The organism is Arthrobacter sp. E44 (assembly GCF_041877125.1).
GTDB lineage: Bacteria > Actinomycetota > Actinomycetes > Actinomycetales > Micrococcaceae > Arthrobacter.
Genome location: NZ_JBHDJA010000004.1, coordinates 87,124 through 111,872, shown reverse-complemented (window position 1 = coordinate 111,872; position 24,749 = coordinate 87,124). Strand labels below are relative to the sequence as shown.

General features: G+C 67.0%; 24 protein-coding genes. 7 read left to right on the top strand and 17 right to left on the bottom strand.

Features of this window, described 5'->3' with window-relative positions; genetic code table 11:
- Window positions 1-30: 30 nt before the first annotated feature.
- The 5 genes from ACETK3_RS05590 to dxr form a co-directional block, all read right to left on the bottom strand.
- The gene (locus ACETK3_RS05590; RefSeq protein ID WP_236821720.1) at window positions 31-324 is read right to left on the bottom strand and encodes a YciI family protein; all 294 of its coding nucleotides are present in this window, start codon (window positions 322-324) and stop codon (window positions 31-33) included.
- Between the two features lie 117 nt (window positions 325-441).
- Window positions 442-990, bottom strand: a complete 549-nt coding sequence (locus ACETK3_RS05585; protein WP_237430204.1) for a hypothetical protein — start codon at window positions 988-990, stop codon at window positions 442-444.
- Window positions 987-1,742: a MarR family transcriptional regulator gene (locus ACETK3_RS05580; protein WP_236801893.1), complete on the bottom strand. Its 756-nt coding sequence runs from the start codon at window positions 1,740-1,742 to the stop codon at window positions 987-989. The genes ACETK3_RS05585 and ACETK3_RS05580 overlap by 4 nt, the downstream gene beginning before the upstream one ends.
- 152 nt (window positions 1,743-1,894) lie before the next feature.
- The gene (locus ACETK3_RS05575) at window positions 1,895-3,226 is read right to left on the bottom strand and encodes an RIP metalloprotease (protein ID WP_236821718.1); all 1,332 of its coding nucleotides are present in this window, start codon (window positions 3,224-3,226) and stop codon (window positions 1,895-1,897) included.
- Between the two features lie 17 nt (window positions 3,227-3,243).
- Window positions 3,244-4,428: a 1-deoxy-D-xylulose-5-phosphate reductoisomerase gene (gene dxr, locus ACETK3_RS05570; protein ID WP_237430203.1), complete on the bottom strand. Its 1,185-nt coding sequence runs from the start codon at window positions 4,426-4,428 to the stop codon at window positions 3,244-3,246.
- A gap of 104 nt (window positions 4,429-4,532) precedes the next feature.
- Between dxr and ACETK3_RS05565 the strand changes: the two genes are divergently transcribed.
- Complete coding sequence (locus tag ACETK3_RS05565) at window positions 4,533-6,002, top strand: lipase maturation factor family protein (RefSeq protein WP_236822008.1); 1,470 nt, start codon at window positions 4,533-4,535, stop codon at window positions 6,000-6,002.
- Window positions 6,003-6,049: 47 nt separating this feature from the next.
- On the opposite strand, the gene ACETK3_RS05560 is transcribed toward ACETK3_RS05565, so the two are convergent.
- Genes ACETK3_RS05560 through ACETK3_RS05530 form a run of 7 tightly spaced genes read right to left on the bottom strand, consistent with a single transcriptional unit; the run spans window position 6,050 to window position 14,119 of the window.
- The gene (locus ACETK3_RS05560; protein WP_237430202.1) at window positions 6,050-6,889 is read right to left on the bottom strand and encodes a CoA ester lyase; all 840 of its coding nucleotides are present in this window, start codon (window positions 6,887-6,889) and stop codon (window positions 6,050-6,052) included.
- A 4-nt stretch (window positions 6,890-6,893) separates the two neighbouring features.
- On the bottom strand, window positions 6,894-7,463 hold the full coding sequence (locus ACETK3_RS05555) for a MaoC family dehydratase (protein ID WP_237430201.1): 570 nt from the start codon (window positions 7,461-7,463) through the stop codon (window positions 6,894-6,896).
- Window positions 7,460-8,242 (bottom strand): CoA transferase subunit B, encoded by a 783-nt coding sequence (locus ACETK3_RS05550; protein ID WP_373462204.1) that lies wholly within the window; start codon window positions 8,240-8,242, stop codon window positions 7,460-7,462. Before ACETK3_RS05550 ends, ACETK3_RS05555 begins: the two co-directional genes overlap by 4 nt.
- A complete protein-coding gene (locus ACETK3_RS05545) occupies window positions 8,239-9,003 on the bottom strand; it encodes a CoA transferase subunit A (protein WP_236821714.1) in 765 nt (254 codons plus the stop codon). The genes ACETK3_RS05550 and ACETK3_RS05545 overlap by 4 nt, the downstream gene beginning before the upstream one ends.
- A gap of 46 nt (window positions 9,004-9,049) precedes the next feature.
- Entirely contained in the window at window positions 9,050-10,225 is a 1,176-nt protein-coding gene (locus ACETK3_RS05540; RefSeq protein WP_236821713.1) for an acyl-CoA dehydrogenase family protein, read from the bottom strand.
- Between the two features lie 2 nt (window positions 10,226-10,227).
- Entirely contained in the window at window positions 10,228-12,504 is a 2,277-nt protein-coding gene (locus tag ACETK3_RS05535) for a biotin carboxylase N-terminal domain-containing protein (protein ID WP_237430200.1), read from the bottom strand.
- 7 nt (window positions 12,505-12,511) lie between these two features.
- Window positions 12,512-14,119: a carboxyl transferase domain-containing protein gene (locus tag ACETK3_RS05530; protein ID WP_237430199.1), complete on the bottom strand. Its 1,608-nt coding sequence runs from the start codon at window positions 14,117-14,119 to the stop codon at window positions 12,512-12,514.
- A 145-nt stretch (window positions 14,120-14,264) separates the two neighbouring features.
- Here ACETK3_RS05530 and ACETK3_RS05525 point away from each other — a divergent pair, with 145 nt between their 5' ends.
- Window positions 14,265-14,957 carry a TetR/AcrR family transcriptional regulator gene (locus tag ACETK3_RS05525; protein ID WP_272912547.1) on the top strand — a complete coding sequence of 231 codons (693 nt, stop codon included), beginning with the start codon at window positions 14,265-14,267 and terminating at the stop codon, window positions 14,955-14,957.
- Window positions 14,958-15,050: 93 nt separating this feature from the next.
- Here the strand turns inward: ACETK3_RS05525 and ACETK3_RS05520 are convergent, their stop codons facing one another.
- Genes ACETK3_RS05520 through pdhA form a run of 3 tightly spaced genes read right to left on the bottom strand, consistent with a single transcriptional unit; the run spans window position 15,051 to window position 18,615 of the window.
- Window positions 15,051-16,439, bottom strand: coding sequence for a dihydrolipoamide acetyltransferase family protein (locus ACETK3_RS05520; protein ID WP_237430198.1), 1,389 nt, complete (start codon window positions 16,437-16,439; stop codon window positions 15,051-15,053).
- On the bottom strand, window positions 16,436-17,446 hold the full coding sequence (locus tag ACETK3_RS05515; protein ID WP_237430197.1) for an alpha-ketoacid dehydrogenase subunit beta: 1,011 nt from the start codon (window positions 17,444-17,446) through the stop codon (window positions 16,436-16,438). The genes ACETK3_RS05520 and ACETK3_RS05515 overlap by 4 nt, the downstream gene beginning before the upstream one ends.
- Window positions 17,446-18,615 carry a pyruvate dehydrogenase (acetyl-transferring) E1 component subunit alpha gene (pdhA, locus tag ACETK3_RS05510; RefSeq protein WP_236801882.1) on the bottom strand — a complete coding sequence of 390 codons (1,170 nt, stop codon included), beginning with the start codon at window positions 18,613-18,615 and terminating at the stop codon, window positions 17,446-17,448. The genes ACETK3_RS05515 and pdhA overlap by 1 nt, the downstream gene beginning before the upstream one ends.
- A gap of 192 nt (window positions 18,616-18,807) precedes the next feature.
- Between pdhA and ACETK3_RS05505 the strand changes: the two genes are divergently transcribed.
- The 4 genes from ACETK3_RS05505 (at window position 18,808) to ACETK3_RS05490 (ending at window position 21,241) form a co-directional block, all read left to right on the top strand.
- Window positions 18,808-19,281, top strand: a complete 474-nt coding sequence (locus tag ACETK3_RS05505) for an Lrp/AsnC family transcriptional regulator (protein ID WP_236821709.1) — start codon at window positions 18,808-18,810, stop codon at window positions 19,279-19,281.
- A 268-nt stretch (window positions 19,282-19,549) separates the two neighbouring features.
- Window positions 19,550-20,041 (top strand): hypothetical protein, encoded by a 492-nt coding sequence (locus tag ACETK3_RS05500; RefSeq protein WP_237430196.1) that lies wholly within the window; start codon window positions 19,550-19,552, stop codon window positions 20,039-20,041.
- Window positions 20,042-20,198: 157 nt separating this feature from the next.
- Complete coding sequence (locus ACETK3_RS05495; protein WP_236801879.1) at window positions 20,199-20,603, top strand: DUF4383 domain-containing protein; 405 nt, start codon at window positions 20,199-20,201, stop codon at window positions 20,601-20,603.
- Between the two features lie 14 nt (window positions 20,604-20,617).
- Window positions 20,618-21,241 (top strand): hypothetical protein, encoded by a 624-nt coding sequence (locus ACETK3_RS05490; RefSeq protein WP_237430195.1) that lies wholly within the window; start codon window positions 20,618-20,620, stop codon window positions 21,239-21,241.
- Between the two features lie 145 nt (window positions 21,242-21,386).
- Here ACETK3_RS05490 and ACETK3_RS05485 read toward each other — a convergent pair whose 3' ends face one another.
- Together ACETK3_RS05485 and ACETK3_RS05480 are read right to left on the bottom strand one after the other, a co-directional pair.
- The gene (locus ACETK3_RS05485; RefSeq protein WP_236801877.1) at window positions 21,387-23,003 is read right to left on the bottom strand and encodes a cation acetate symporter; all 1,617 of its coding nucleotides are present in this window, start codon (window positions 23,001-23,003) and stop codon (window positions 21,387-21,389) included.
- Window positions 23,000-23,380 (bottom strand): DUF485 domain-containing protein, encoded by a 381-nt coding sequence (locus tag ACETK3_RS05480; RefSeq protein ID WP_236801876.1) that lies wholly within the window; start codon window positions 23,378-23,380, stop codon window positions 23,000-23,002. The genes ACETK3_RS05485 and ACETK3_RS05480 overlap by 4 nt, the downstream gene beginning before the upstream one ends.
- Window positions 23,381-23,564: 184 nt before the next feature.
- Between ACETK3_RS05480 and ACETK3_RS05475 the strand changes: the two genes are divergently transcribed.
- Complete coding sequence (locus tag ACETK3_RS05475) at window positions 23,565-24,746, top strand: sensor histidine kinase (RefSeq protein WP_237430194.1); 1,182 nt, start codon at window positions 23,565-23,567, stop codon at window positions 24,744-24,746.
- Window positions 24,747-24,749: the final 3 nt, after the last annotated feature.

Genomic DNA, 24,749 nt, shown 5'->3' with positions numbered 1-24,749 from the left:
ACTCCTTGAGTTGAAAGGGTAAAAAGGCGGCTACGCGGAAATCCCGGCCAGCATGCCGGTTACCGGTGACCATTCCGTGATGCGCGTTCCGGCGATCACACCGGCTCCGGCGAACGGGTCCTGCTTGAGGATCGAGTTGAGGGCGGCTTCATCCAAGGCCTTGAAGATCAGCAGGGCACCGGCACCGTCACCGTACGGGCCGCTGGCTACGATGACGCCGTCCTGTGCCAGGTTCGCGGTCCATTCCCGGTGCGCGGGCCGGACCTCGTTGCGGGTTTCAGTGGAGCTGGCGGCATAAACGTACTCAACGGCAAAAACTGTCATACCGCTACCCTATCGCCATGGCTGGCTTGGTACCGTACGCGTCCGGCCGGCAGGGCGAAGCGACCCGGCGCGCAAAGACCGTCCGGGGCCGGCCGTGGTGTTAGTGCAGCAATAGAACTAGTGCAGGAAGATGACTTTGACCGCGGCAGCGGTTCCGGCCGCCCAGAGCATCGACGTGAGCGTCCCGATGATGAAGCGCTCGGCTGCCACCGGCGTTTCCTTCAGCTCGGCGAACCTGCCCAGGCCCTTGATGGCAACGATGTAGGCGATGGCCACGGGCTGCCCGGTAAGGATGGCGAGGCAGACGCCCAGCCGCTCCAGTACGCCAATGATGGCGCCCCCGCGCAGGATGCGCTGGGTGGGGGGCGCGGGCCCGGCAGGCGCGTCCGACGGCGGGTGGACAGGCGGGGCGGTCAGCTCATCGTCCACAGCCTGGCCGGCTGCGCCGCCTGCTGTTCCAAGGGCAGCCCCCGGGGCGTCGGCAGGGGTGTCGTCCACGGCAACGTCGCCCGCAGGATCCTGTTCGGCCTTGCGGGCTGCATCCGCCGCCTTCGCAGCGTCCGCGCGGTCGTCGATGGTCCGCGCGAGCTTGAACACCAACGCCGTCACCGGCCAGCCGGCGAAGCCGGCCACTACCAGGGCCACTGCCACCCAAAGTGCGGTCACCTGTCTCCTTCGTTGGGGTCGTCTGCATCACGGTCGTCTTTGAGGGGGCCGTTAATCTGCGAGTCCGCGAAACCCAGAAGCATCGCCGCAGCTGGCCTGGCTGCCCATTCTTCCTGCCACCCGGACCGAAGCACGGTACGGCTCACCGATTGTTCCGAGATGCCGAGTTCAAGCGCCACCTGCTTCTGGCTTCCGTGGCGGCCCGGTCCCGGGCTGCGCGCACCCAGGCGGCTTCCATCCAGGCGGCCTTCATCCAGGCGGCGCAGGGCATCCACCACCCGCCACTGGGCCTCCGTGCGGTCCTGGACAAGCCGGCCGAGCAGCCGGAGCACCGCCTCCGCATTTGCGCATGCCTGGCTCCCCTCCCCGGCGGGGACACCGCCGGTCTTCGCCATGATGCCCGGCACCACCGACAACGGCACCTGCGGCCCGGCGGCCTTGGCCAGCTCAACTGCCTTGCGGGCGGCGACAAACGCAGTCCCGGTTCCTTCGCGGGGGCTGGCGCCTGGAGCCAGGGAGACAGTTCCGACGCCGATCCCCACGTACCAGCGACCGAAGCGGAGTGCATGGAGGGCAATCTCCACGACGACGGAAGGGTCGGGCACTACCCCCTGGACTTCATCACCCACGGTACGTTCGAAGACCGGCTGCTCCGTTCCGGACGGTTGCAGCGCGGCAATCCGGGCGAGAAGGTCCGGGACGAGGTCCTGGCCGCCGGTACTTCCCCGCTGGTCGATGGTCATGACGAACATTTCTCAACCATAGATGGCTGATGCCAGTGAATCAATCATATTTGGCTGATATTTGAGAATCAGTCGATATCGGCTGCGAGAAGGAGGGCGCAGTACCAACGCGGCCCGCCCGTGCGGCTCCACAGACGCTGCGGCTCCACAGAGGCGGCGGCCTAACCGAAGAGATTGACCGGTTTGACGATGTCCGCGTAGATAAGCAGGACGCTCATACCCATGAGCAGCGCCGCCACAACGTAGGTAACCGGCAGCAGCTTGGCGATGTCGAACGCTCCCGGGTCCGGCCGGCCGCGCAGCTTTGCCACCTTGCGCCGCACGCCCTCATAGAGCGCCCCGGCAACGTGGCCGCCGTCGAGCGGCAGGAGCGGGACCAGGTTGAACACCGCCAGTGCGAAGTTCAGGCCTGCCAGCAGGCCAACGAGGGTTGCCACCCGGGATTGCAGCGGCACCGCTTCCATGGCGGCTACTTCACCTGCAACCCTGCCTACGCCCACAACGCTGATGGGTCCGTTCGGATCGCGGGGCTCCTCGCTGAAGGCGGCTTTGGCCACGCCCACCACTCGGGCCGGAAGGTTCAAGACCACGCCGGCCACCTGGCGGATGTTCTCCCCCGCCATGGGCAGGACGGACGACGCCGGCTGGGGCACCAGCGCCGTTTGCGCACCGATGCCAAGGAAACCGACGTCCTGGTACTGGAGGTTGCCGGCGGCGTCGGTGGCCTGCCGCCCGTCGCTTCCCATCACCGGCCGGGCCGAAAGGACCGGCGTCACGGTGGTGGACACTGGGTTGCCATCCCGCTGCACGGTAATGGCCACTTCCCTGCCCGCGGAAGCGCGGATCCATTCCGTCAGCTGGTCCCAGCTGGTCACGGCCTTGCCATCGAAGGAAGTGACGGTGTCATTGGGCTTGAGCCCGGCAGCCGCGGCCGGCGTGAGCTGGCAGTCAGCGGAATTCGGGTCAACGGTTTGCCCGGCCGCCACCTGGCATTTGGACACGTCCGAGATGGTGGTGGTGGCTGTGGCAACACCGAAGCCCATGAGCAGCACAGCCGTGAACAGCAGCCCAAGGATCATGTTCATGGCCGGGCCGCCCAGCATCACGATGATTTTTTTCCAGACCGGCAACCGGTAGAAAACGCGGTTTTCGTCACCGGGCCCAACTTCCTCGTGTGCCTGCGAGCGGGCCTCGGTGGCAAGTGTCTGGAACATGCCGGTGCTGGATGGCCGGACCGAGCCGTCCTCCTTGTTGGGCGGGTACATGCCGATCATGGAGACGTAGCCACCCAGCGGGACTGCCTTGACGCCGTATTCGGTTTCGCCCTTTCGGCGCGACCACAGCGTGGGTCCGAAGCCGATCATGTACTTGGTGACGCGCACCTTGAAAAGCTTGGCGGGGACCAGGTGCCCCACTTCGTGGAGCGCAATGGACACGGCGATGCCCACCGCCACGAAGACGACGCCGAGGATGAAAAGTAAAACAGGGGTCATGGAGGTGCTGCTGCTTCCTAGAGACTGCTGACTGCTAAACGTTCGTGGGCCCGGGCACGTGCCCAGCTTTCAGCATCCAGCACTGACTCCACCGTCAGCCCGGAAGAGCCTGAGTGTTCGCTGAGCACGGCCTCGATGGTGTCCACGATGTCGGTAAAGCGGATCCTGCCGGCATGGAATGCGGTGACGGCTTCCTCGTTGGCCGCATTGAACACGGCGGGGAACGTGCTGCCCTGCTTGGCCGCTTCCTTGGCAAGGCCGACGGCGGGGAAAGCTTCAGTGTCCAGCGGTTCAAAGGTCCAGGTGGCGGCCCGGGTCCAGTCGCACGCGCTGGTGGCCTTGGGTACGCGGGACGGCCAACCAAGTCCCAGCGCGATGGGCAGCCGCATGTCCGGCGGGGAGGCCTGGGCGATGGTGGAGCCGTCAATGAACTGCACCATGGAGTGCACCACGGACTGAGGATGGACCACCACGTCGATCCGGTCCAGCGGGATATCGAACAGCAGGTGCGCCTCGATGACTTCCAGGCCCTTGTTCACCAGCGTGGCCGAATTGGTGGTGACCATGACGCCCATGTCCCAGGTGGGGTGGGCCAGGGCCTGCTGGGGCGTCACACTGTGGAGTTCCTCCCGGTTCCTGCCGCGGAATGGGCCGCCGGAAGCGGTCAGGATCAGTTTGTCCACCTCGTCGGCAGTGCCGGAGCGCAGGCACTGGGCAATGGCGGAGTGTTCCGAGTCCACCGGAACAATCTGGCCTTCCGCGGCCGCGGCCTTGACCAGGCTGCCGCCCACGATCAGCGACTCCTTGTTGGCCAGGGCCAGGGTGGCGCCGGACTTGAGGGCCGCGAGCGTGGGGGCCAGGCCGATGGAACCGGTGATGCCGTTAAGCACCACGTCCGCCTGGACTGCCGCGACCTGCGCGGAGGCGTCCGGACCGGCCACGATCTGGGGCCGGTAGCCGGGACGGCCTGCCGCAGCGGCAGCTTCACGGATAAGTGCTTCCAGCCGGGCCGGGTCTCCCCCGGCAATTCCCACGGCTGCGGCACCGGTGTGGACGGCCTGCCGGGCCAGGAGTTCCAGGTTGCCGCCCCCGGCGCTCAGTGCCACCACCTCGAACAGGTGGGGGGCGCCGTCGACGACGTCAATCGCCTGGGTGCCGATGGAACCGGTGGATCCGAGGAGGACGATTCTGCGTGGCTGCATTGGTTAAGTATCCCGCACCCTTCGGGCCCGCCCGCGCCCCGGCCCGCGCCGCTGACCTGCTGCTGCGCCTTGACCCCGGGGTTGCCGGGCGTAACGTGGACTGCGTGGACTGGCTCTCGTGGTTTGATGCGCCGGAGTACGAATTCGCCCGGCAGGTGCTGCAACGGGGTGTGGCGGCACTGTACTTCGTGGCGTTCCTGTCCACGCTGAACCAGTTTCCCGCCCTGCTTGGCGAGCGCGGGCTGCTGCCGGTGCCGGAGTTCCTGGCCGCGTTTACCCGGATGCGCCGGTTCACACTGTTCCGCTGGCGGTACTCGGACGGCCTGCTGCGTGGTGTCTGCGCCGCCGGCCTGGTGGTGTCGGCGCTGCTCGTGGCCGGAATTCCGCAGATGGGGCCGCCCTGGGTCCCGCTGATCGCCTTTCTGGCCCTGTGGCTGCTGTACATGTCCATCGTGAACGTGGGCCAGACGTTTTACGGATTCGGCTGGGAGATGCTGCTCCTGGAGGCGGGCTTCACCGTTGCCTTCCTCGGTTCCAACCAAACCGAGCCGCCGAGGACCATCCTGATCCTCATCGTGTGGCTGGTGTTCCGGCTGGAGTTCGGTGCGGGAATGATCAAGATCCGCGGCGGCCGCGAGTGGCGTGACCTGACGGCGCTGTACTACCACCATGAAACCCAGCCCATGCCCGGGCCGCTCAGCAGGCAGGCGCACCTGTTACCCAAGCCGCTGCACCGCATCGAGGTAGTGGGCAACCACATCGCCCAGCTGGTGGTGCCGTTCCTGCTCTTTGCGCCCCAGCCCGTGGCCAGTGTGGCGGCCGCCGTCGTGGTGGTCACCCAGCTGTGGCTGGTGGCCAGTGGCAACTTCGCCTGGCTGAACTGGATGGCGATCGTGCTCGCGTTCGCCGCGGTAAGCGACCCCGTGGCGCACGCAGTGATACCGGCCATCCCGGCGGACTGGGAGGCGGCCACCGGAATGCAGCGGGAGACCCCGCCCTGGTGGCTGGCCATCACACTGGCCGCCTCCCTCCTGCTGCTGGTCCTGAGCTACTGGCCGCTGCGGAACCTCTTCTCCCGCCGGCAGCTGATGAATGCAAGCTTCAACCGGTGGCAGCTGGTCAACGCCTACGGTGCGTTCGGCACCGTGACCAAGCAGCGCATCGAGATCGTGGTGGAGGGAACGCTGGATGAGGACCCCGGCGACAGCTCCGACTGGCGTGAGTACGGGTTCAAGGGCAAGCCCGGCGATGTCCGCAGGATCCCCCGGCAGTGGGCCCCGTACCACCTGCGGCTCGACTGGCTGATGTGGTTCCTGCCGCTGCGCAGCGTGCACGAGGAATGGTTTTACGCCTTCCTGGCGAAGCTGCTGGCGGCGGACCGGCAGATGCTGCGGCTGCTGCGGCGTGACCCGTTCGACGGCGCCGCGCCCCGGTGGGTGCGCGTGCGCAGCTTCCATTACCGTTTCGCCAGCCGGAAGGAGTTCCGCGAGACGGGGAACCGCTGGGTGCGGACCCTCCTGTACGAACCCATCCCGCCTACGTCCCTGCGCCGTTCCCAGGGACAGCAACGGTAGCTGGACCCGGCCAGACCTTCAGTGCTGGCTAAATTTTCAGTCCTGGGCTAAACCTTCTGGGCAGCCCGCCGGATGATCTCCTGGGCATGCTTGAGGATGGGGCCGTCGATCATTTTTCCCTCGTAGCGGAACACTCCGGACCCTGCTGACTCTGCCGCAGCCAGGAGTGCCTGGGCCGCGGCCACTTCGTCATCGGTAGGCGCGTAGGCCTTGCGGACCACCGCGGCCTGGCTCGGGTGGATGCACGCCTTGGAACTGAACCCTGACGCCACCGCGTCGGCTGCCTCCACCGCAAGCCCATCAAGGTCGGGAATGTTGGTATAGACGGCATCCACGGCTTCCTTGCCGAACGCCCTGGCCGCCACAAGCACTGACGAGCGGGCGTGCAGCGCAACAGCCCGGTAGCCGCCGTCGTCCGTCCTGCTGGAGGTCCCGCCAAGCGTGGCCAGCAAATCCTCCGCCCCCCACATCAGGCCCACCACGTTCGGGGCGGCGGCGATGGCCGGGGCGTTCAGCACGCCAAGGGCCGTTTCACACAGTGCGATCACCTGGTACCCCTCAAGGGCCTTGAGCTGTTCGGCGGATTCGGCCTTGGCCAGCATCACGGTGCGGTACGGCGTGTGGGCAAGGCAGTGCAGGTCCTTTTCAAAGTCCTCCGTTCCCACGGGGTTGACCCTGACGATGGTGCAGCTGGGTTCCAGTTCCGGCTCCACCCCGGTGGTTCCCAATTGGGCCAGGATCGCGCCGCGGGCGCGCTGCTTGTCCGCCGGCGCCACTGCGTCCTCAAGGTCAAGGATCACGGCGTCCGCCCGGGCCGCGGCCTTTTGGTAGCGCTCCGGCCGGTCGGCGGGGCAGAACAGCAGGGCGGGGCCCATCACGAAAGTCATAAGGCTATTCTCCGATGCTTTGAACGTTCCGTGCGTCCTGGTGAGCATCCCGCGTCCACATCAGGCAGCTGCGCGTGGCCCGGGCCACCACGGTTCCGTCCTGGTTGCGGCCAGTGTGTTCCATGGTCACGATCCCCTGGCCGGGGCGCGAGGCCGAAAGTCGCCTGCCGGCGATGACCGTCTCCGTGTAGAGCGTGTCGCCGTGATAGAGCGGGTGCGGGAAGGACACGTCGGTAAGGCCCAGCTGGGCGATGATGGTCCCCTGGGTCAGTTGCGTGACGGACTGGCCCACCATGGTGGCAAGGGTGAACATGGAGTTCATCAGCCGCTGGCCGAAGGGCTGCCCGGCGCTCCAGGCCGCGTCCAGGTGGAGGGCCTGCGTGTTCATGGTGAGCGTGGTGAACAGGACGTTGTCGGCTTCGGTCACGGTGCGCCCCGGCCGGTGGGCATACACCACGCCTTCCTCCAGTTCGTCGAAGTACAGCCCGCGCTGCTCAACGACCCGCCTGCCTCGGTCAACGGCTGCGGTGGTTGGGCTGTCCGAGTTGCTGCCCGCAGGGCTGTTGCCGGTCATACGGTCAGTTCCCTGTCTTCCTCGAACAGGTCGGTTCCAGTGGCGGCCACCACGTCTTCGACGGAGACGTTGGGAGCAAGCTCGCGCAGGACCAGCCGGGAGGCGCCGCCATCCTTGACGACGTCGATGACGGCCAGGTCCGTGATGATCCGGTCCACGCAGCCCTTGCCTGTCAGCGGCAGCGAGCATTGCCGGACGATTTTGGGGTTTCCGTTGCGGTCAACGTGCTCCATCATCACGATCACCCGTTTGGCCCCGAACACCAGGTCCATGGCCCCGCCCATGCCCTTGACCATCTTTCCCGGGATCATCCAGTTGGCCAGGTCTCCGTTCTCGGCCACCTCCATGGCGCCCAGCACGGCCAGGTCCACGTGGCCGCCGCGGATCATGCCGAAGGAGGTTGCCGAGTCAAAGAACGCCGCTCCCCTGTTGACGGTCACGGTTTCCTTGCCGGCATTGATCAGGTCCGGGTCCAGGGCGTCTTCAGCGGGATAGGGTCCGACGCCGAGGATTCCGTTCTCGGAGTGCAGCACCACTTCCACCCCGTCAGGGATGTAGTTGGGTATCAGGGTGGGCATGCCGATCCCCAGGTTCACGTACTGGCCGTTGCGCAGTTCCCTGGCCACCCGCGCGGCCAGTTCGTTGCGGTTCCAGCCTTTGGTGTCTGCCGGCGACGTGGAGTCACCAGGGCCGGCGTGCTGCTGGGACCCTGCACGCCGGTACTCGGGGCGTACGGCTTCCGGGCGCGGAGCCTCGGGGCTGTTGGGATCCATGCTCATGCTCCTGCCTTGCTGAGGGCGACCGTCCGCTTTTCGATCCGTTTCTCACCATTCGGGACATGGACCACGCGCTGGACGAAGATGCCTGGGGTGTGGATATGTTCGGGGTCCAGTTCGCCAGGCTCCACCAGTTCCTCCACCTCGGCGATGGTGATCTTTCCGGCCATGGCACACAGCGGGTTGAAGTTCATGGCCGTGGCGTGGAAGACCAGGTTGCCGTGGCGGTCGCCCTTCCACGCGTGCACCAGCCCGAAATCCGGGGTGAGGGACTCTTCCAGGACGTAGTCGACGCCGCCGAACGGGCGCACTTCCTTGGGGGCCGAGGCAACCGCGATGCCTCCGTTGGCGTCGTACTTCTGCGGCAGGCCGCCGTCGGACACCTGGGTGCCTACCCCCGCCTTGGTGTAGAAGGCCGGGATGCCCGCGCCGCCGGCACGCAGTTTCTCGGCCAGCGTGCCCTGCGGGGTGAGCACTACCTCGAGCTCGCCGGCCAGGTACTGGCGGGCGAACTCCTTGTTCTCGCCCACGTAGGAGCTGATGGTGCGGCGGATACGCCCGTCCCGGAGCAGGATGCCCAGTCCCCAGTCGTCGACGCCGCAGTTGTTGCTGACGGTTTCCAGGTCCGTTGTCCCGGCCCGGTGCAGGGCATCGATCAGGGCCACCGGGATCCCGCAGAGGCCGAACCCGCCCACGGCCAGGGAAGCGCCGTCGGGGATGTCCCCCACGGCTTCATCAGCACTGGCAACAACCTTGTCAATCATCCTTGATCCTTTCAGGCCGGCTTGCGTGCCCTGTGCAGGCGCAGGGCTAAAGTCCCAGTTCGCGGGCGATCAGCATCAGCTGGACCTCCGTGGTCCCCTCCCCCACTTCAAGGATCTTGGAGTCGCGGTAGTGGCGTGCCACAGTGAACTCGTTGATGAAGCCATAGCCGCCGAATACCTGGGTGGCATCCCGCGCGTTGTCCATGGCTGCCTCGCCTGCGACCATCTTAGCGATGGCCGCCTGGGTCTTGAACGGCTTGCCTGCCAGCATCCGGGCGGCCGCGTCGTAGTAGGCCAGCCGGGCGGTGTGGGCCCGTGCCTCCATGCGCGCGATCTTGAAGGAGATGGCCTGGTACTTGCCGATTTCGTGGCCAAAAGCCCGGCGCTCGCGGGCATACCGGACCGACAGGTCCACGCAGCCCTGGGCCGCGCCGGTTGCCAATGCTGCGATGGCGATCCGGCCCTCGTCCAGGATGGACAGGAAGTTGGCGTAACCGCGCCCCTCTTCGCCAAGCAGGTTTTCTTCCGGCACCCGGACGTCCTTCAGGGTCAGCGGGTGGGTATCGGAGGCGTTCCAACCCACCTTGTTGTAGGGTTTCTCCGCCTTGAAGCCGGGGGTGTCCGTTGGCACCAGGATGGTGGAGATTTCCTTTTTGATGCTGCCGTCTTCGCGTTCCTGCTGGCCGGTGACGGCCGTGACGGTGACCAGCCGGGTGATGTCGGTTCCGGAGTTGGTGATGAACTCCTTGTTGCCGTTGATCACCCAGTGTGTTTTGTCTCCGACGGCCTCGCGCCTCGCGTGGGTCTTGGTGCCGCCGGCGTCGGACCCTGCCTCCGGCTCGGTGAGCCCGAACCCGGCGAGCGCCTGGCCGGACGCAAGCATGGGCAGCCACTCCTGTTTCTGTGCTTCCGTGCCGAAGCGGTACACGGGCATGGCGCCCAGGGACACCCCGGCCTCCAGGGTGATGGCCACTGACTGGTCCACGCGGCCCAGCTGTTCCAGCGCAAGCGCCAGGGCGAAGTAGTCCCCGCCCATGCCGCCGTATTCCTCCGGGAACGGCAGCCCGAACAGGCCCATCTCCGCCATCTGCTTCACCACTTCGTAGGGGAAGCTGTGCTCTTCGTCGTGCTTTGCGGAAACCGGGGCCACCACGTTGTCCGCGAAGTCGCGCACGGTGTCGCTGAGGTCCTGGTATTCCTCGGTGAGTTCAAAACCGCTCATGGTCAGGCTCCTTCGCCTTGGTCTTCGTCTGCAACTGTTTCTGTGTCCGTGGAGCTGGGTCCGGCACCCGTGGGATGGGGGTGGACGGTGGCCAGCACCTGGTCGGCCTTCACCAGGTCACCGGTGCGGGCGGACAGATGGACCGTCCCTGCCAGCGGGGCCACCAAGTGATGCTCCATCTTCATGGCCTCCACGGACACCAGGACTTCCCCGGCCTGGACTTCATCCCCGTCGGCGACCGGGACAGCCACCACCGTGCCGGGCATTGGCGAACGCACCTCCGGATCGGCGGCGCCTTGCTGCCGCTGGACGGCTGCCAGCACCCGCTCCAGCCGCGCCTCGCGGGTCAGGACGTCAATCCGGCAGGACCAGCCGGCGTTGCCGAGGAAGAGTTGGGTGGGGCGACCGGGCAGTGGATTGCTCCGCGTCGGTTCCACCGGCCCCGTGAAGACGGGAGCCAGCCGGTAACTCCGGTGCTCGCCGTCAAGGTCAAGGTCGATGCCGTGCCGGCTGGACCAGTCCAGGGCTGCACGCCGCCGGGCGCCGCCGTCGACCGTTACCGTGGCTGTCTGTCCCCCGCTGGGGCTGCCGCTGACCAGCACGGTTGCCACGCCGCCGTCGGGCGTTCCGAGGCTGATCCGGCGCGGAGCCGGTGCGCCAAGCCGCCAGCCGCTCCTGTCCAGCCACGGGCCGGACGCAGGGGCCGGATGGTCCTGCGCCTCCATGGACAGCGCGTAGAGCGCGGCGGCCACAAGTTCGGGCTCTTCGATACGGCGGAATTCGAGTGCGGGCAGCTTCCGCTCGATCAGGCCGGTGTCCAGGCGCCCGGCGCGGACGTCGGGATCGTTGAGCAGGAGCCGAAGGTACTCGACATTGGTCTCGATGCCCAGAGCGGTGTACCCGGCCAGGGCTGTATCAAGGAACGCGAGGGCTGCGCCGCGGTCCGCGCCCCAGGCGATCACCTTGGAGATCATGGGGTCGTAGTGTGCCGACAGCTCCAGCCCTTCCACCAGGGAAGAATCAACCCGGAGCCGGCCGCCGGGCTGGTCCACTTCGCCCCGTGCGGGAGCGCTGGGCCGCTGCTGTGGTCCCGGCAACTCGTCCAGCTGCAGCACAGTCCCGGTGGACGGCAGGAAGTTCTTCTCCGGCACCTCGGCGTAGACCCGCGCCTCCAGCGCATGGCCGGACAGTTCGACGTCGGCCTGCCGGAGCGTCAGTTCCGCCCCGGCGGCGATCCGCACCTGCCATTCCACGAGGTCGATGCCGGCGACCATCTCGGTGACGGGGTGTTCCACCTGCAGCCTGGTGTTCATCTCCATGAAGAAGAACTCATCCGGCGCGTCGTCGGACACCAGGAATTCCACTGTTCCCGCCCCGGTGTAGTTCACGCTGCGGGCGGCGTTGCATGCGGCTTCGCCAATCCGCGCCCGCACTTCAGCACCGTTGGGCAGGCCCTCCAGCAGGGGGGACGGGGCTTCCTCGATGACTTTCTGGTGCCGTCGCTGCAGGGAGCATTCGCGCTCGCCCAGGTGGATGACGTTGCCGTGGTTGTCAGCCAGCACCTGCACTTCGATGTGCCGCGGGGTGGTCACCAGGCGCTCCAGGAACAGGGTGTCATCGCCAAACGCCGCACTGGCAACGCGCCGCGCCGTGGCCAGGGCTGCGGGCAGGTCCGCCGGCTTTTCCACCACGTGCATGCCTTTGCCGCCGCCGCCGGCGGAGGGCTTGATCAGGAGCGGATAGCCGACGGTGGCGGCCGCCTCGGACAGTTCGCCGTCCGTCATGCCGGGCCTGGCAACGCCGGGGACCACGGGCACGCCGTAACCCGCCACATGGTTTTTGGCGCGGATCTTGTCGCCCATGACATTGAGGGCTTCCACGCCCGGCCCGATGAACGTGATGCCGGCCTTTTCAAGGGCCCTGGCGAAGTCCACGTTCTCGCTGAGGAAGCCGTAGCCCGGGTGGACGGCCTCGGCACCGGACCGCCTGCAGGCTTCGACGAGCGCATCGGCGTTCAGGTAGCTCTCGGCCGCCGCGGCAGGGCCGATCCGGACCGCCGTGTCGGCTTCGCGCACGTGGCGGGCGCCGGCGTCGGCATCGCTGTAGACGGCCACCGAGCGGATCCCAAGCTGTCGCAGGGTGCGGATAACGCGGCAGGCGATTTCGCCGCGGTTGGCCACCAGGACCGTGCTGAAAAGCGGCGTGGCGTCGTTGGTGGCGGTGGCCGCTGCGGTCCCGGCGCCGGTGGTTTGGGTGGCGGTGTTGGTCTGCATGGTCATTGCTGGCTCACATCCGGAAGAGGCCGAAGGAGGTCTCCGGCAAGGGGGTGCGGGAGACGACGTCCAGGGCGAGGCCCAGGACGGTGCGGGTGTCGGCGGGGTCGATGACGGCGTCATCCCACAGGCGCGCGGTGGAGTAATACGGGCTCCCCTGGTCCTCGTACTGCTGGCGGATGGGGGCTTTGAAGGCTTCCTCGTCGTCCGCCGGCCAGTCCTCCCCCGCCGCCTCATACTGGTCCCGCTTCACGGTGGCCAGCACGCTGGCCGCCTGGTTGCCGCCCATCACCGAGATGCGGGCCGCGGGCCACATCCACAGGAACCGCGGGGAGTAGGCGCGGCCGCACATAGAGTAGTTCCCGGCACCAAAGGAGCCGCCGATCACCACGGTCAGCTTGGGCACGCGGGCCGTGGCGACGGCGGTGACCATCTTGGCCCCGTTCTTGGCGATGCCGCCCTGTTCGGCGTCCCGGCCCACCATGAAGCCGGAGATGTTCTGCAGGAACAGCAGCGGGATGCCGCGCTGGTCGCACAGCTCAATGAAATGCGCGCCCTTGAGCGAGGACTCGCTGAACAGCACGCCGTTGTTGGCCACGATGCCCACGGGGTGACCGTCGATGCGGGCGAAGCCGGTGACAAGGGTGGTGCCGTAGTCCTTCTTGAATTCGTGGAACCTGCTGCCGTCCACCAGCCGGGCGATCACCTCATGGACGTCGTAGGGTGCGTTGACGTCCGTGGGCACGGCGCCGTAGAGCCCCTCCGGGTCGACGGCAGGTTCGACGCCGGGTTCCACCTGCCAGGCGGGCGCGGCGGGAGGAGGCAGGGTGGCAACGATGTCCCTGATGATCTGGAGGGCATGTTCGTCGTTGTCGGCCAAGTGGTCGGTCACACCGGAGACGCGGGAATGCACCTCGCCGCCGCCCAGTTCCTCCGCAGTGACGATTTCCCCAATGGCGGCCTTCACCAGCGGCGGTCCGCCCAGGAAGATGGTGCCCTGGTTCCGGACAATAACGGTTTCGTCGCTCATGGCGGGGACGTACGCGCCGCCCGCGGTGCAGGACCCCATCACGGCGGCGAGCTGCGGGATCTTGGCGGCGGAGAGGCGTGCCTGGTTGTAGAAGATCCTGCCGAAGTGGTCCCTGTCCGGGAACACCTCATCCTGCTTGGGCAGGAACGCCCCGCCCGAATCCACCAGGTAGATGCAGGGCAGCCGGTTTTCCAGGGCGATCTCCTGCGCGCGGAGGTGCTTCTTGACCGTCATTGGGTAATAGGTGCCGCCCTTGACGGTGGCGTCATTGGAGATGACCAGCACCTGCCTGCCGTGCACCAGGCCGATCCCGGCGATTACTCCGGCGCCCGGGGCATCGTCGTTGTACATGCCGTTGGCGGCAAGGGGCGCGATTTCCAGGAACGGGCTGCCGTCATCCAGGAGCTGGTCGATCCGGTCCCGCGGCAGCAGCTTGCCACGGGCCACATGCCGGTCCCGCGACTTCTGGGGACCTCCCAGCGCCGCATCCGCCAGCCTTTTCCGCAGGTCCTCCGCCAGCGCCAGCTGCGCTTCCCGGTTGGCGCGGAAGGACTCGCTTGCCGGGTCGAGCCGGGTGGCCAGGGTCTCCATTGACGATCCGTCCTTGTGTGCACCGGGCCGGCTCCACGCCAACTCGGTTAGTGACTAATAACTGAAATTCAGGTTAGTCTCGATTAACTGTGATGTCCAACACACGGGCGCCTTGCTAGACTCTGCGTCGGCCCCAGGAGGAAAAGTGTCCAGCAATCCAGTGCAGCCGGTTCCTGCCACGCACGTCCCCACACCGCAGGGTCCCACGACACAGGTCCCCACAACGCAGGTCCCCACAACGCAGCGCGGCAAGGCCAAGGAGAACCGGCGGCAGGCGTTGCTGACAGCTGCGGCCTCGCTGTTCGCAGCCAACGGCTTCAACCGGGTGTCCCTGGAGGACCTCGGCGCAGCTGCGGGCGTCAGCGGGCCTGCGGTCTACCGCCATTTTCCCGGCAAGCAGGCGGTCCTGGCCGACCTGCTGGTCACCGTGAGCCGGGAACTGCTCGACGGCGGCCGCCAGGTTGTGGAGCACGCCGCCGATCCCCTGGCGGCGCTGCGCCACCTGGTGGAGTTCCAAGTGGACTTCGCGCTCGGCAAGCCGGACGTAATCCGGGTGCAGGACCGCGACCTCAGCAATCTGTCGGAGCAGGACCAGTCCGCCGTGCGCGCGCTGCAGCGCAGCTATGTAGAGGTGTGGGTGGACGTCCTGGCAAAGGTGCACCCCGGTATTGATGCCGCTGAACTGCGAATGCGCGCCCACGCCACCTTTGGCCTGATCAACTCCACGCCGCACTCCGTCCGCAGCCACGGCAGGCGGATGGCTGCCAGCGTTGCCCGCCCCTTGCTGGAGCGGATGGCGCTGGCAGCCCTGATGGTGGACAGCGGGCCTTCGGCCTGAGCCGCCCAATACCGGGCACCACACGAACGGCCCCGCCCGCACAACCGGGCCCTGGCAGCACCGCTTATGCGGGTTGGGGCCGGTGATGTGCCGCTACACCATGGTGAGGACCATCCCCGGCTCGGCCAGGATGGCACCGACGTCGGCCAGGAAACGGGAGCCTTGTTCCCCATCCACCAGGCGGTGGTCGAAGGACAGGCTCAGTGTGAGCACCTGGCGCAGCGCCACCTCGCCCCGGTATTCCCACGGCATGGTCCGGACCGCGCCCAGGCCGAGGATCGCCGCCTCCCCCGGGTTGAGGATGGGGGTGCCGGCGTCGATGCCGAAGACACCGATGTTGGTGATGGAGATGGTGCCGCCGGAAAGGTCCGCGGGGGTGGTCTTACCCGCCCGGGCGGTCTCGGCGAGTTCCGCCAGGGCCTGGGCGAGCTCCGGGAGCTGCAGGGCGCCGGCGTCCTTGATGTTGGGCACGGTGAGCCCCCTGGGCGTGGCCGCGGCGATGCCCAGGTTCACGTAATGGAACGTGACGATCTCCTGGTTTTCCTCGTCCCAGCGCGAATTCAGCGCCGGGTGCCGGCGAAGGGCAATGAGGACCGCCTTGGCGGCGAGCGTCAGGGGCGTGAGCTTGATGCCGGCGAATGCCCTGCTCTCCTTCAGTTTGGCCAGCAGCTCAAGGCTCGGCGTGACGTCCACGGTGAGAAACTCGGTGGCATGCGGCGCAGTGAAGGCGCTTTGCACCATTGCGGCCGCGGTGTGCTTCCGGACGCCTTTGATGGGGGTCCGGGTCTCCCGCTCCCCCGCAGCGGTTGCAGCTGCAGGCGCCTGGCCGACCATGGGCGTGGCAGCCTCTTCCGCCTGCCCGGCAAATTCCTGCACATCTTCCCGGGTAATCAGCCCGCCGGGACCGGTACCGCGGATCTGCGCGAGGTCCAGCCCCAGGTCCTTGGCCAGCTTGCGGACGGGAGGAGTGGACCGCGGCCGCTCGGCCCGCCTGGTTTCGACAGGTGTGGTTTCGACAGGCTCAACCACCGGCACCGCACTTTCAGCCTGTTTTGTTTCGGCCGGCCCAGCCACCGGCGCGAAGTTGCGCGCCCGGCGCGTGGGGCGTCCGGAACCTTCGACGACGGCACCGTACCCCACAAGGTTCGGTTCCCGTTTGGGCGTCTCCGCCGGTTGGTCCCCGAGCCCGGCCGAACGGCCGTTCCCCTCCGAAGGCGACCCGCCGCCGTCGTCCGCCACCTCAAAGGAGACGATGGGCTTGCCCACCTCCACGACGGAACCGGGCTGCTCGTGAAGTTCCTTGATGACGCCGGCAAAGGGCGACGGAAGCTCCACCACGGCCTTGGCCGTCTCCACCTCGGCGATGACCTGGTTCAGGGTGACGGTATCGCCAACGCCCACTTTCCAGCTGAGGATTTCGGACTCCGTGAGTCCCTCACCCAGGTCCGGGAGCCGGAATTCCTTGATCATGGTGGCGCTCATCCTTCCAGCCCGCTCAGGGAGTTGGGGCGGCCCAGGGCACGATCCACACCGTCCAGGATGCGGTCCAGGCCCGGCAGGTGGTGCATTTCCAGCTTGGAGTAGGGGTAGGGGATATCGAACCCGGTCACCCTGACGGGTGCTGCTTCCAGGTGGTAGAAGCACCGCTCCGTGATGCTCGCCGCCACTTCCGCGCCGAGCCCGCCGGACTGCCCGGCCTCGTGGGTCACCACCAGCCGCCCTGTCTTCCGCACCGAGGCCACCACGGGTTCGTAGTCAACGGGGGCCAGCGAGCGCAGGTCGATGACTTCAATCGAGATACCTTCATCCGCTGCGGCGGAGGCGGCGTCCAAAGCGGTCTTGACCAGCGGCCCGTAGGCCACCAGGGTGACGTCCGCGCCGTCGGTCAGCACCCTGGCCTTGTCCATGGGCAGGACCATGGCCGGGTCCACGGACTCGTCCACCTCACCTTTGTCGTGATAGCGGCGCTTTGGCTCGAAGTACAGGACGGGATCGTCACAGGAGATGGCCTGCTGGATCACGGTGTAGGCGTCCTGCGGATTGGCCACTGTCACCACCCGCAATCCGGAGGTGTGGGTGAAGTAGGCTTCCGGTGATTCCGAGTGGTGCTCGGGCGAGCCGATGCCGCCGCCAAAGGGGACGCGGATGGTGATGGGCATCTTGACGGCCCCGCGGGTGCGGTAGTGCAGCTTGGCCACCTGGCTGACGATCTGGTCGAACGCCGGGTAGATGAACCCGTCAAACTGGATTTCCACCACCGGCCGGTAGCCCCGGTAGGCCAGGCCGACGGCGGTGCCCACGATGGCGGACTCGGCCAGCGGCGTGTCCACCACGCGGTGGGTCCCGAAATCCTTTTGCAGGCCGTCCGTCACGCGGAACACCCCGCCCAGGGTGCCAATGTCCTCGCCGAGGAGGACCACCTTTGAGTCGTTTTCCAGCGACTTGCGCAGCCCGGCGTTGATGGCACGGGCAAAGGTCAACTGCGTCATCAGCGTGCACCTTCCTCTGAAACGGCTCCTGCGGGATCGCCGAAGGACGCCAAATAACGTGCGTAATGGTCCTGCTGGCGTTCCAGCCAGGAGTTGGGTGCGCTGTAGACGTGCTTGAAGATGTCCATGGGCTGGGGATCGGGCATGGTGGTGCAGCCCCGGCGCATCTCCGCCGCAACGGCGTCTGCCTTGTCCTTGACCTGCTGCTGCAGTTCCGCGGTGAGCAGGCCCTTCCGGTCCAGGAGGCCGGCGAGCCTGGAGATGGGGTCCTTGGCCGCCCAGTCCTCAAGTTCATTGGCGTCCCGGTAGCGGGTTGGGTCATCGGCCGTAGTGTGCGGCCCCATGCGGTAGCTGACCGCTTCGATGAAGGTGGGACCGCCGCCGCGCCGGGCCCGGTCCAGCGCCAGCCGGGTAGCGGCCATGACCGCCAGGACATCGTTGCCGTCCACCCGCAGGCTGGGGATGCCGAAACCGGTGGCCCGGTCCGCGAGCTGGATATGGGACTGCAGTCGTACCGGCTCGGAGATGGCCCAGTGGTTGTTGGTGCAGAAGAAGACCACGGGGACCTGGAAGCTGGCGGCAAACACCATGGCCTCGCTGACGTCGCCTTCGCTGGTGGCACCGTCGCCGAAGTAGGTGATGGCTGCGGCATCGGCGCCGTCATTCTGGATCCCCATGGCATAGCCGGTGGCGTGCAGGGTCTGGGCACCGATAATGATCTGCGGCGTGGCCATGTTGATGCTGTACGGGTCCCATCCGCCGGAGGCATTGCCGCGCCATACCCGGAGGAGGTCGGTCAGATCCACGCCGCGGCAGTATGCCACTCCGTTCTCACGGTAGCTGGAGAACACAAAATCGTCGGCCCGCAGGGACCGGCCGGACCCGATCTGGGCCGCTTCCTGGCCGAGCAGCGGGGGCCACAGGGCCAGCTCACCCTGCCGCTGCAGCGCGGTGGCCTCCACGTCGATCCGGCGGATGACAGTCATGTCCTCGAACAGGGAACACAACTGCTCGTCGGTAATATCCCTGACCCAGAAGTCGAACTCCGGGTGGCTGATGCGCTCGCCTGCCGGGGTGATCAGTTGGAGAAATTCCTGCCCGGGGCTGCCCGGGTTTCCTGCGCTTTCGGGGGTCTGTGCGCCGCCAGGGCCCGTTTCGTCTGTAGACACGATTGCCGCAACCTTCGTACGTCGTTGACCCGTGGCCTCCGGGCTTTTGGCCCTGCCGCCACCGGCCTTCCGGGCGTCATTGCCCCAGATACTGTGACCCTACTCACAACACCCATGGGGTACAACCACTCGGGCATTCTTTGAGCAGAATGCCCTGTCAGGCCTGTTGGCACCGTGCTAGCGTTGCGCATTATGCAAGCTTTGGATGGCACTGACACCCGCCTGCTGTCGGCGCTCGCGGAGGATCCCCGCCGGACGGTGGTGGCGCTCGCCCAGAAGCTGGGGCTGTCCCGCAACACGGTCCAGGCGCGCATGGCCCAGTTGGAAAAGAAGCACGCCTTCCTGTCCTTTCAACGGCGCATCAATCCGGTGGCGCTGGGGTACCCGCTCATGGCCTTCATCTCGGTGCACGTCCAGCAACAGAAACTTGGGAGGCTGGCGGAGGAGATCGCGGCCATTCCGGAGGTTTTGGAGGGATACGGGCTGACGGGATCGGCGGACCTGCTGCTGCGCGTGGTGGCCCGGGATGCCGAGGACCTGTTCCGCATCAACGGAAAGATCCTGGCCTGCGACGGCGTGGAGCGGGCGGACACGGCCCTGGCTATGGGCGAGCTGATCCCCTTCCGTGTGCAGCCCCTGCTTGACCGCGGCTCAGAGGGCGCATAGCGGCAGGATTTGGAGGCGGCGCTGAAAGCACGACGGCGGCGGGCCGGGTTATAGGCTGGTTTCAGTCATACGCGGGCCGGGACCGGCCCGTCCGCCCGCCGGCGCCGAAGCGCCTGTTCGATGAAAGCCGCCAGTTTGATGAAAGGCTCACCACTTGACTAGTCCCCAGGACGCGGGCAGCCCCCAGGATCCGTACCAGCAAGGACCGTACAGGCAGGGCACGTATCAGCAGGGCCCTCCGGGCTTAACACCGCATCAGTTTCCCCCGATGCCGGAACAGCCGGCCCCGTTCGGCCTGCCCGGTGAGCCTCCCCCGCAGCGAAGCCGGCAGCGGAGCCGGCGGAAGCTGTGGATCATCCTTGGCAGCATCGGCGGAGTGCTGCTGCTGGTGACCATCGGCGTCGTCATCCTGGTGAACATCGTGGGCAGCGCCACCAACCAGGCCAGGGGCCTCGCGGACGACTTCACAAAGAAGGTGATCGCCGGCGACACCTCCGGCGCGTACGACGAATATCTCGACCCCGCCCTTCAGGAGCAGCTTTCCAAGGAGGCATTCATCTCCGGGGTGAAGAGCCTGGAAATGGACAGCTCCTGCCAGCCCTCCTACAACAACCTGAAGGTGGCCACCGAGAACGGCGTCAAGTCGGCCGAGGTGGTGGGCCAGATCAGCTGCACCGGCAAGAAGGTGGACCTGGCCTACAAGTTCCAGGGAACCGACCGGCTCACGATGACCAACATCAAGCTGCGTCCCGCCGCCTAGGGCCAGCCTGACGACGGGAAGGTTCGGGAAGGTGGAAAGGGTGCTGATCTTTTTACCCATCCACTTCCGGCCATGGTCCGAATCGCTTCCGAGGGTCCCGCCCAGGGACCACGGACCGGCGGGTGGCCACACCCGCCCTATCGGAAGGATCCAGGCCATGCGCAACTCACCCAACCGCCTCATCGCCACCATTTTCGGAGCCGTCTACCTGCTGGTGGGCCTCCTGGGCTTCGCCGTCACCTCCGGCGTCGGTTTCGCCGCCACCGAGGGCGCGAACCTCATCATCTTCGAAGTCAACCCGCTGCACAACGTCATTCACTTGGCCATCGGCGCCGCGCTGCTCTTGGCCGGGCTCCGCGGGACGGCCAGCGCACGCACGGTGAACGCCACTGTGGGCGCCGTCTACCTCCTGGTGGGCATTGTTGGCCTGTTCCTGCTGAACTCGCCGCTGAACATCATCGCGCTGAACGGGGCCGACAACGTCCTCCACCTGGCCAGCGCGGTACTCCTGCTCGGCGTGGGCCTGTCCCTGGACAAGTCCCCGGCCGCTGCCCGCGCGTAGCAGGACAGCGCGGAATGACAAGGCCCGGAATGGCTCCTGCGGGGCCAACTGTTCCAGCAATCCAGCCAGCGCCCCTGACGCACCCTTCGGTCCGCCTGGTCACCGGGTTCGCGGGATTCGGCGCGGGATCGGTCAACCTGGCCATCTCGTCCAGCATCCTTGCAGCCGGTTCGGCGCAGCCGGAGAGGATCATCGCCGCGGTGCTGGCCGGGCTGTGGGGCACAGCCCTGCTGGCCGGTGCGGTGGTGTTCCTGGCCAGGGGCCGGTCGGCGGGCGGCCGATGGGTGCAGTACCCGCTGGCGGCCGCCGCCGTGGCCCACCTCGCTGCCATCGCCTTCCCTGCGTTCGTAACTTCCGGGCTGGGCTTGACGCAGCTTTCGGCGTTGCTGCTGACGCTGATGATCATCGCCTCGCTGGCGTGGCTGCGGCGGACCCAGCGGCTGGACGGCGGGCGGCAGCAGGCAGCCGGGGAAAGGGCCGGAGACCGGCCGGGCAGGCTGTTGCTCGCAGCGTTTGCCGGTGCCGTCCTGGTGGCGGGCATTACGACGCCGGGACTCGCCGCTTCCACCGCGGGCCAGTACGCCGTGCCGCACGGTGGGCACGGGAACCTGGCGCCGGGTGGCCACCACCAGCACTGAGCGACCACTGGGCCGCCCGCGGCTGGACCGCACCCTGTCCCACGGAAAGAGCCTCCATGCCGCAGTCTGCGGCAGGAGGCTCTTCGCGTTGCGCCGGAAAAATCCCGGCGCTGGTTGGCAGTGGACCCTCTTCAGGAACCCTGCCTTAGTGGTCCACGGCCTTCTCGGCTCCGATGCCCGTGAGCGACCGGACTTCCATTTCGGCCTGCTTGGCAGGATCTTCGCGCCTCTTATCCAGGGTGGTGCCCAGCCAGCCCAGGAAGAAGGCCAGCGGAATCGACACGATGCCCGGGTTGCTCAGCGGGAAGAGCGCGAAGTTGGCACCCGGGATCATCGAGGTCTTGGCACCGGAAACCACCGGCGAGAACACGATGAGCAGGATGGCCGCCGCCAAACCTCCGTACATGCTCCACACGGCGCCCTGGGTGGTGAACTTCCGCCAGAACAGCGAGTAGATGATGGTGGGCAGGTTCGCCGAAGCGGCAACCGCGAAGGCGAGCGCCACCAGGAAGGCTACGTTCTGGCCGTTGGCGAAGATGCCGCCCAGGATGGCCAGGATGCCGATCACCACTACGGTGCGGCGGGCTACCCGGACTTCGGTGGCGGCGTCGGCCTTGCCCTTGGCAATGACGTTGGCGTAAATGTCATGGGCAAAGGATGCCGCCGCCGTAATGGTCAGGCCGGCCACCACAGCCAGGATGGTGGCGAACGCGACCGCCGAGATGAACCCGAGCAGCAGCGGGCCGCCCAGGTGGAAGGCCAGCAGCGGGGCGGCGGCGTTGACGCCGCCGGGTGCGGACTTGATGGTGTCCGCGCCCACAAGGGCCGCAGCTCCATAGCCAAGCACCAGGGTGAAGAGGTAGAACAGGCCGATCAGCCAGATGGACCAGACCACGGACTTGCGTGCTTCCTTGGCTGTGGGGACGGTGTAGAAGCGCATCAGGACGTGCGGCAGGGCTGCCGTGCCGAGCACCAGGGCAAGGCCCAGGGACATGAAGTCCAGCTTGGACGTATCGGTCTTGCCGTACTGGAGGCCCGGGTTCAGGACCGCAGGGTTGTTGGCGGTCTCCACGGCACCGCCCAGCAGGGCGGAAAGGTTGAAGCCGTAGATGGCCAGGACCCACAGGGTCATGACGGCGGCACCGGCGATCAGCAGCATGGCTTTGATGATCTGGACCCAGGTGGTGCCCTTCATGCCGCCGATAAGGACGTACATGATCATGAGGGCGCCGACGACGATGATCACCAGGGCCTGGCCGCCCCAGTCGCTGATGCCCAGCAGCAGGGAGATCAAGCTGCCTGCACCGGCCATCTGGGCCAGCAGGTAGAAGAAGCAGACCGCGAGGGTGGAAATGGCGGCGGCGATCCGGACCGGGCGCTGCTTCAGCCGGAAGGACAGCACGTCAGCCATGGTGAACTTGCCGGTGTTGCGCAGCAGTTCAGCAACCAGCAGCAGCGCCACGAGCCAGGCCACCAGGAAGCCGATGGAGTACATGAACCCGTCGTAGCCGTTGATGGCGATGGCCCCGGTAATGCCCAGGAAGGATGCTGCGGACAGGTAGTCGCCGGCGATGGCGGTGCCGTTCTGCGAGCCGGTGAACGACCGTCCTGCCGCATAGTAGTCGGCGGCGGTCTTGTTGTTGCGGCTGGCGCGGAACACGATCACCATGGTGACCGCCACAAACAGGCCGAAGATGCCCATGTTCAGCAGGGTGGTGTCCTTGAGGGCGGCGACGTCCACCGCTGCGGGAATTGCGATCATTTGTTGGCTCCGCCCACTCGGTTTCCGTTCTTATCGAATTCATGCCCCTCGATCTCGTGCCTGATCTCCGAAGCGATGGGGTCCAGCCGCTTGTTCGAGTAGTGCACGTACCAGCCGGTGATGGCGAAGGTGGAGACAAACTGGAGCAGGCCCAGGATCAGGCCGATGTTGATGTTGCCCCAGACCTTGGTGGACATGAATCCCACCGCATAGTCGGCAAGCAGGACATAGGCGAAGTACCACAGCAGGAAGGCCACCGCCATGGGGAAGACAAAGCTGCGGTGACGCTTGCGCAATTCCTGGAACTGCCCGGTCGACTGGACTTGTTCAAAGTCCACGGACGCCGCTGCGTCCGGAGTATGGGCATCGTTACCCATCGTTCCTCCTCATTGAGTTGCCGGAACACACCGGGCGGCAGTCCCTGATCACACAGGGGCACCGCAGATGTGACACCAATCACTCTGCCGCCGCGGGTGCCGCTGGTTCCAGCACATCGGCCCCCACCGTCGCTCAACGGTCGCGATGCTGCGGCCAACGGCACCCGCCGCTACGCTGGGCAGCATGCCGGACTCCCCCCTCCTCACCGCCGCGGCCGTGGCTGTGATCGCCATGGCCATTGCCGTCGTCGTCGGCGTGGGCCTGAAGGTGCTCCGTTCCTTCCGTGAGCTGGGCACTGATGCCGAACGCGCCACCTACCACACGCTCCACGCGGCCTCCCAGGCAGGGCAGCACCTGCGGCGGGGCCTGAACCCGGCCGGAGCCGCAAAGGCCAGCCGCCAGCTCCGCGCCCTGCTTGCCTGCGATGCCCTGGCGATCACCGACACCTCGGGCGTCCTGGCCTGGGACGGCGGCGGCGAGGACATCAGGCCGCGCCTGATGGACCTCGCCGCCGAGGTCCTGTCTTCGGGCCGGGCGGCTGTACTGCCCGCGGGAGGCGATGGTACCGGCGGCCAGCTTGCCGGCGTCATCGCCCCTGTGCGGGCGGGCACCCGGGTGGTGGGTGCGGTTGCCGCCTTTGCTCCTTCCGCGGGGGCCGGCCTGGTCAGGGCGACAGGGGAAGTGGCGGACTGGGTGGCCGTCCAGGTGGAATTGGCCGAACTGGACGCCTCACGCACGCTGCTCATGGAAGCGGAGGTCCGGGCGCTGCGGGCCCAGATCAGCCCGCATTTCATCTACAACTCACTCAACGCCATCGCGTCCTTCATCAACACGGACCCGGAACGGGCCAGGGAACTCGTAGTGGAGTTCGCCGATTTCACCCGCTATTCGTTCCGGCGGCACGGCGACTTCACCACGCTGGCCGAGGAACTGCGCTGCATCGACCGCTACCTGCTCCTGGAGCGCGCCCGGTTCGGCGACCGGGTCCAGGTCAGCCTCCGCGTGGCGCCCGAAGTCCTCAGCACCGTCATCCCGTTCCTCAGCCTCCAGCCGCTGGTGGAAAACGCCGTCCGGCACGGGCTGGAGGCCAAGGCAGGTCCGGGGCATATCAGCATCACGGCGGAGGACGCGGGTGCCTTCGCCGAGGTCACCATTGAGGACGACGGCGTGGGGATGGATCCGGAGCAGCTCCGAGCGGTCCTGGCCGGCCACACCGATGGGGACCACGTTGGGCTGCGGAACGTGGATGCGCGCCTCCGCCAGGTGTACGGAAACGACCACGGGCTGGTGGTGGAAACGGCGCCGGGCGAGGGAACGCTGATCACCATGCGGGTGCCCAAGTCCCAGCCCGGCCATGATGCGTAAGGC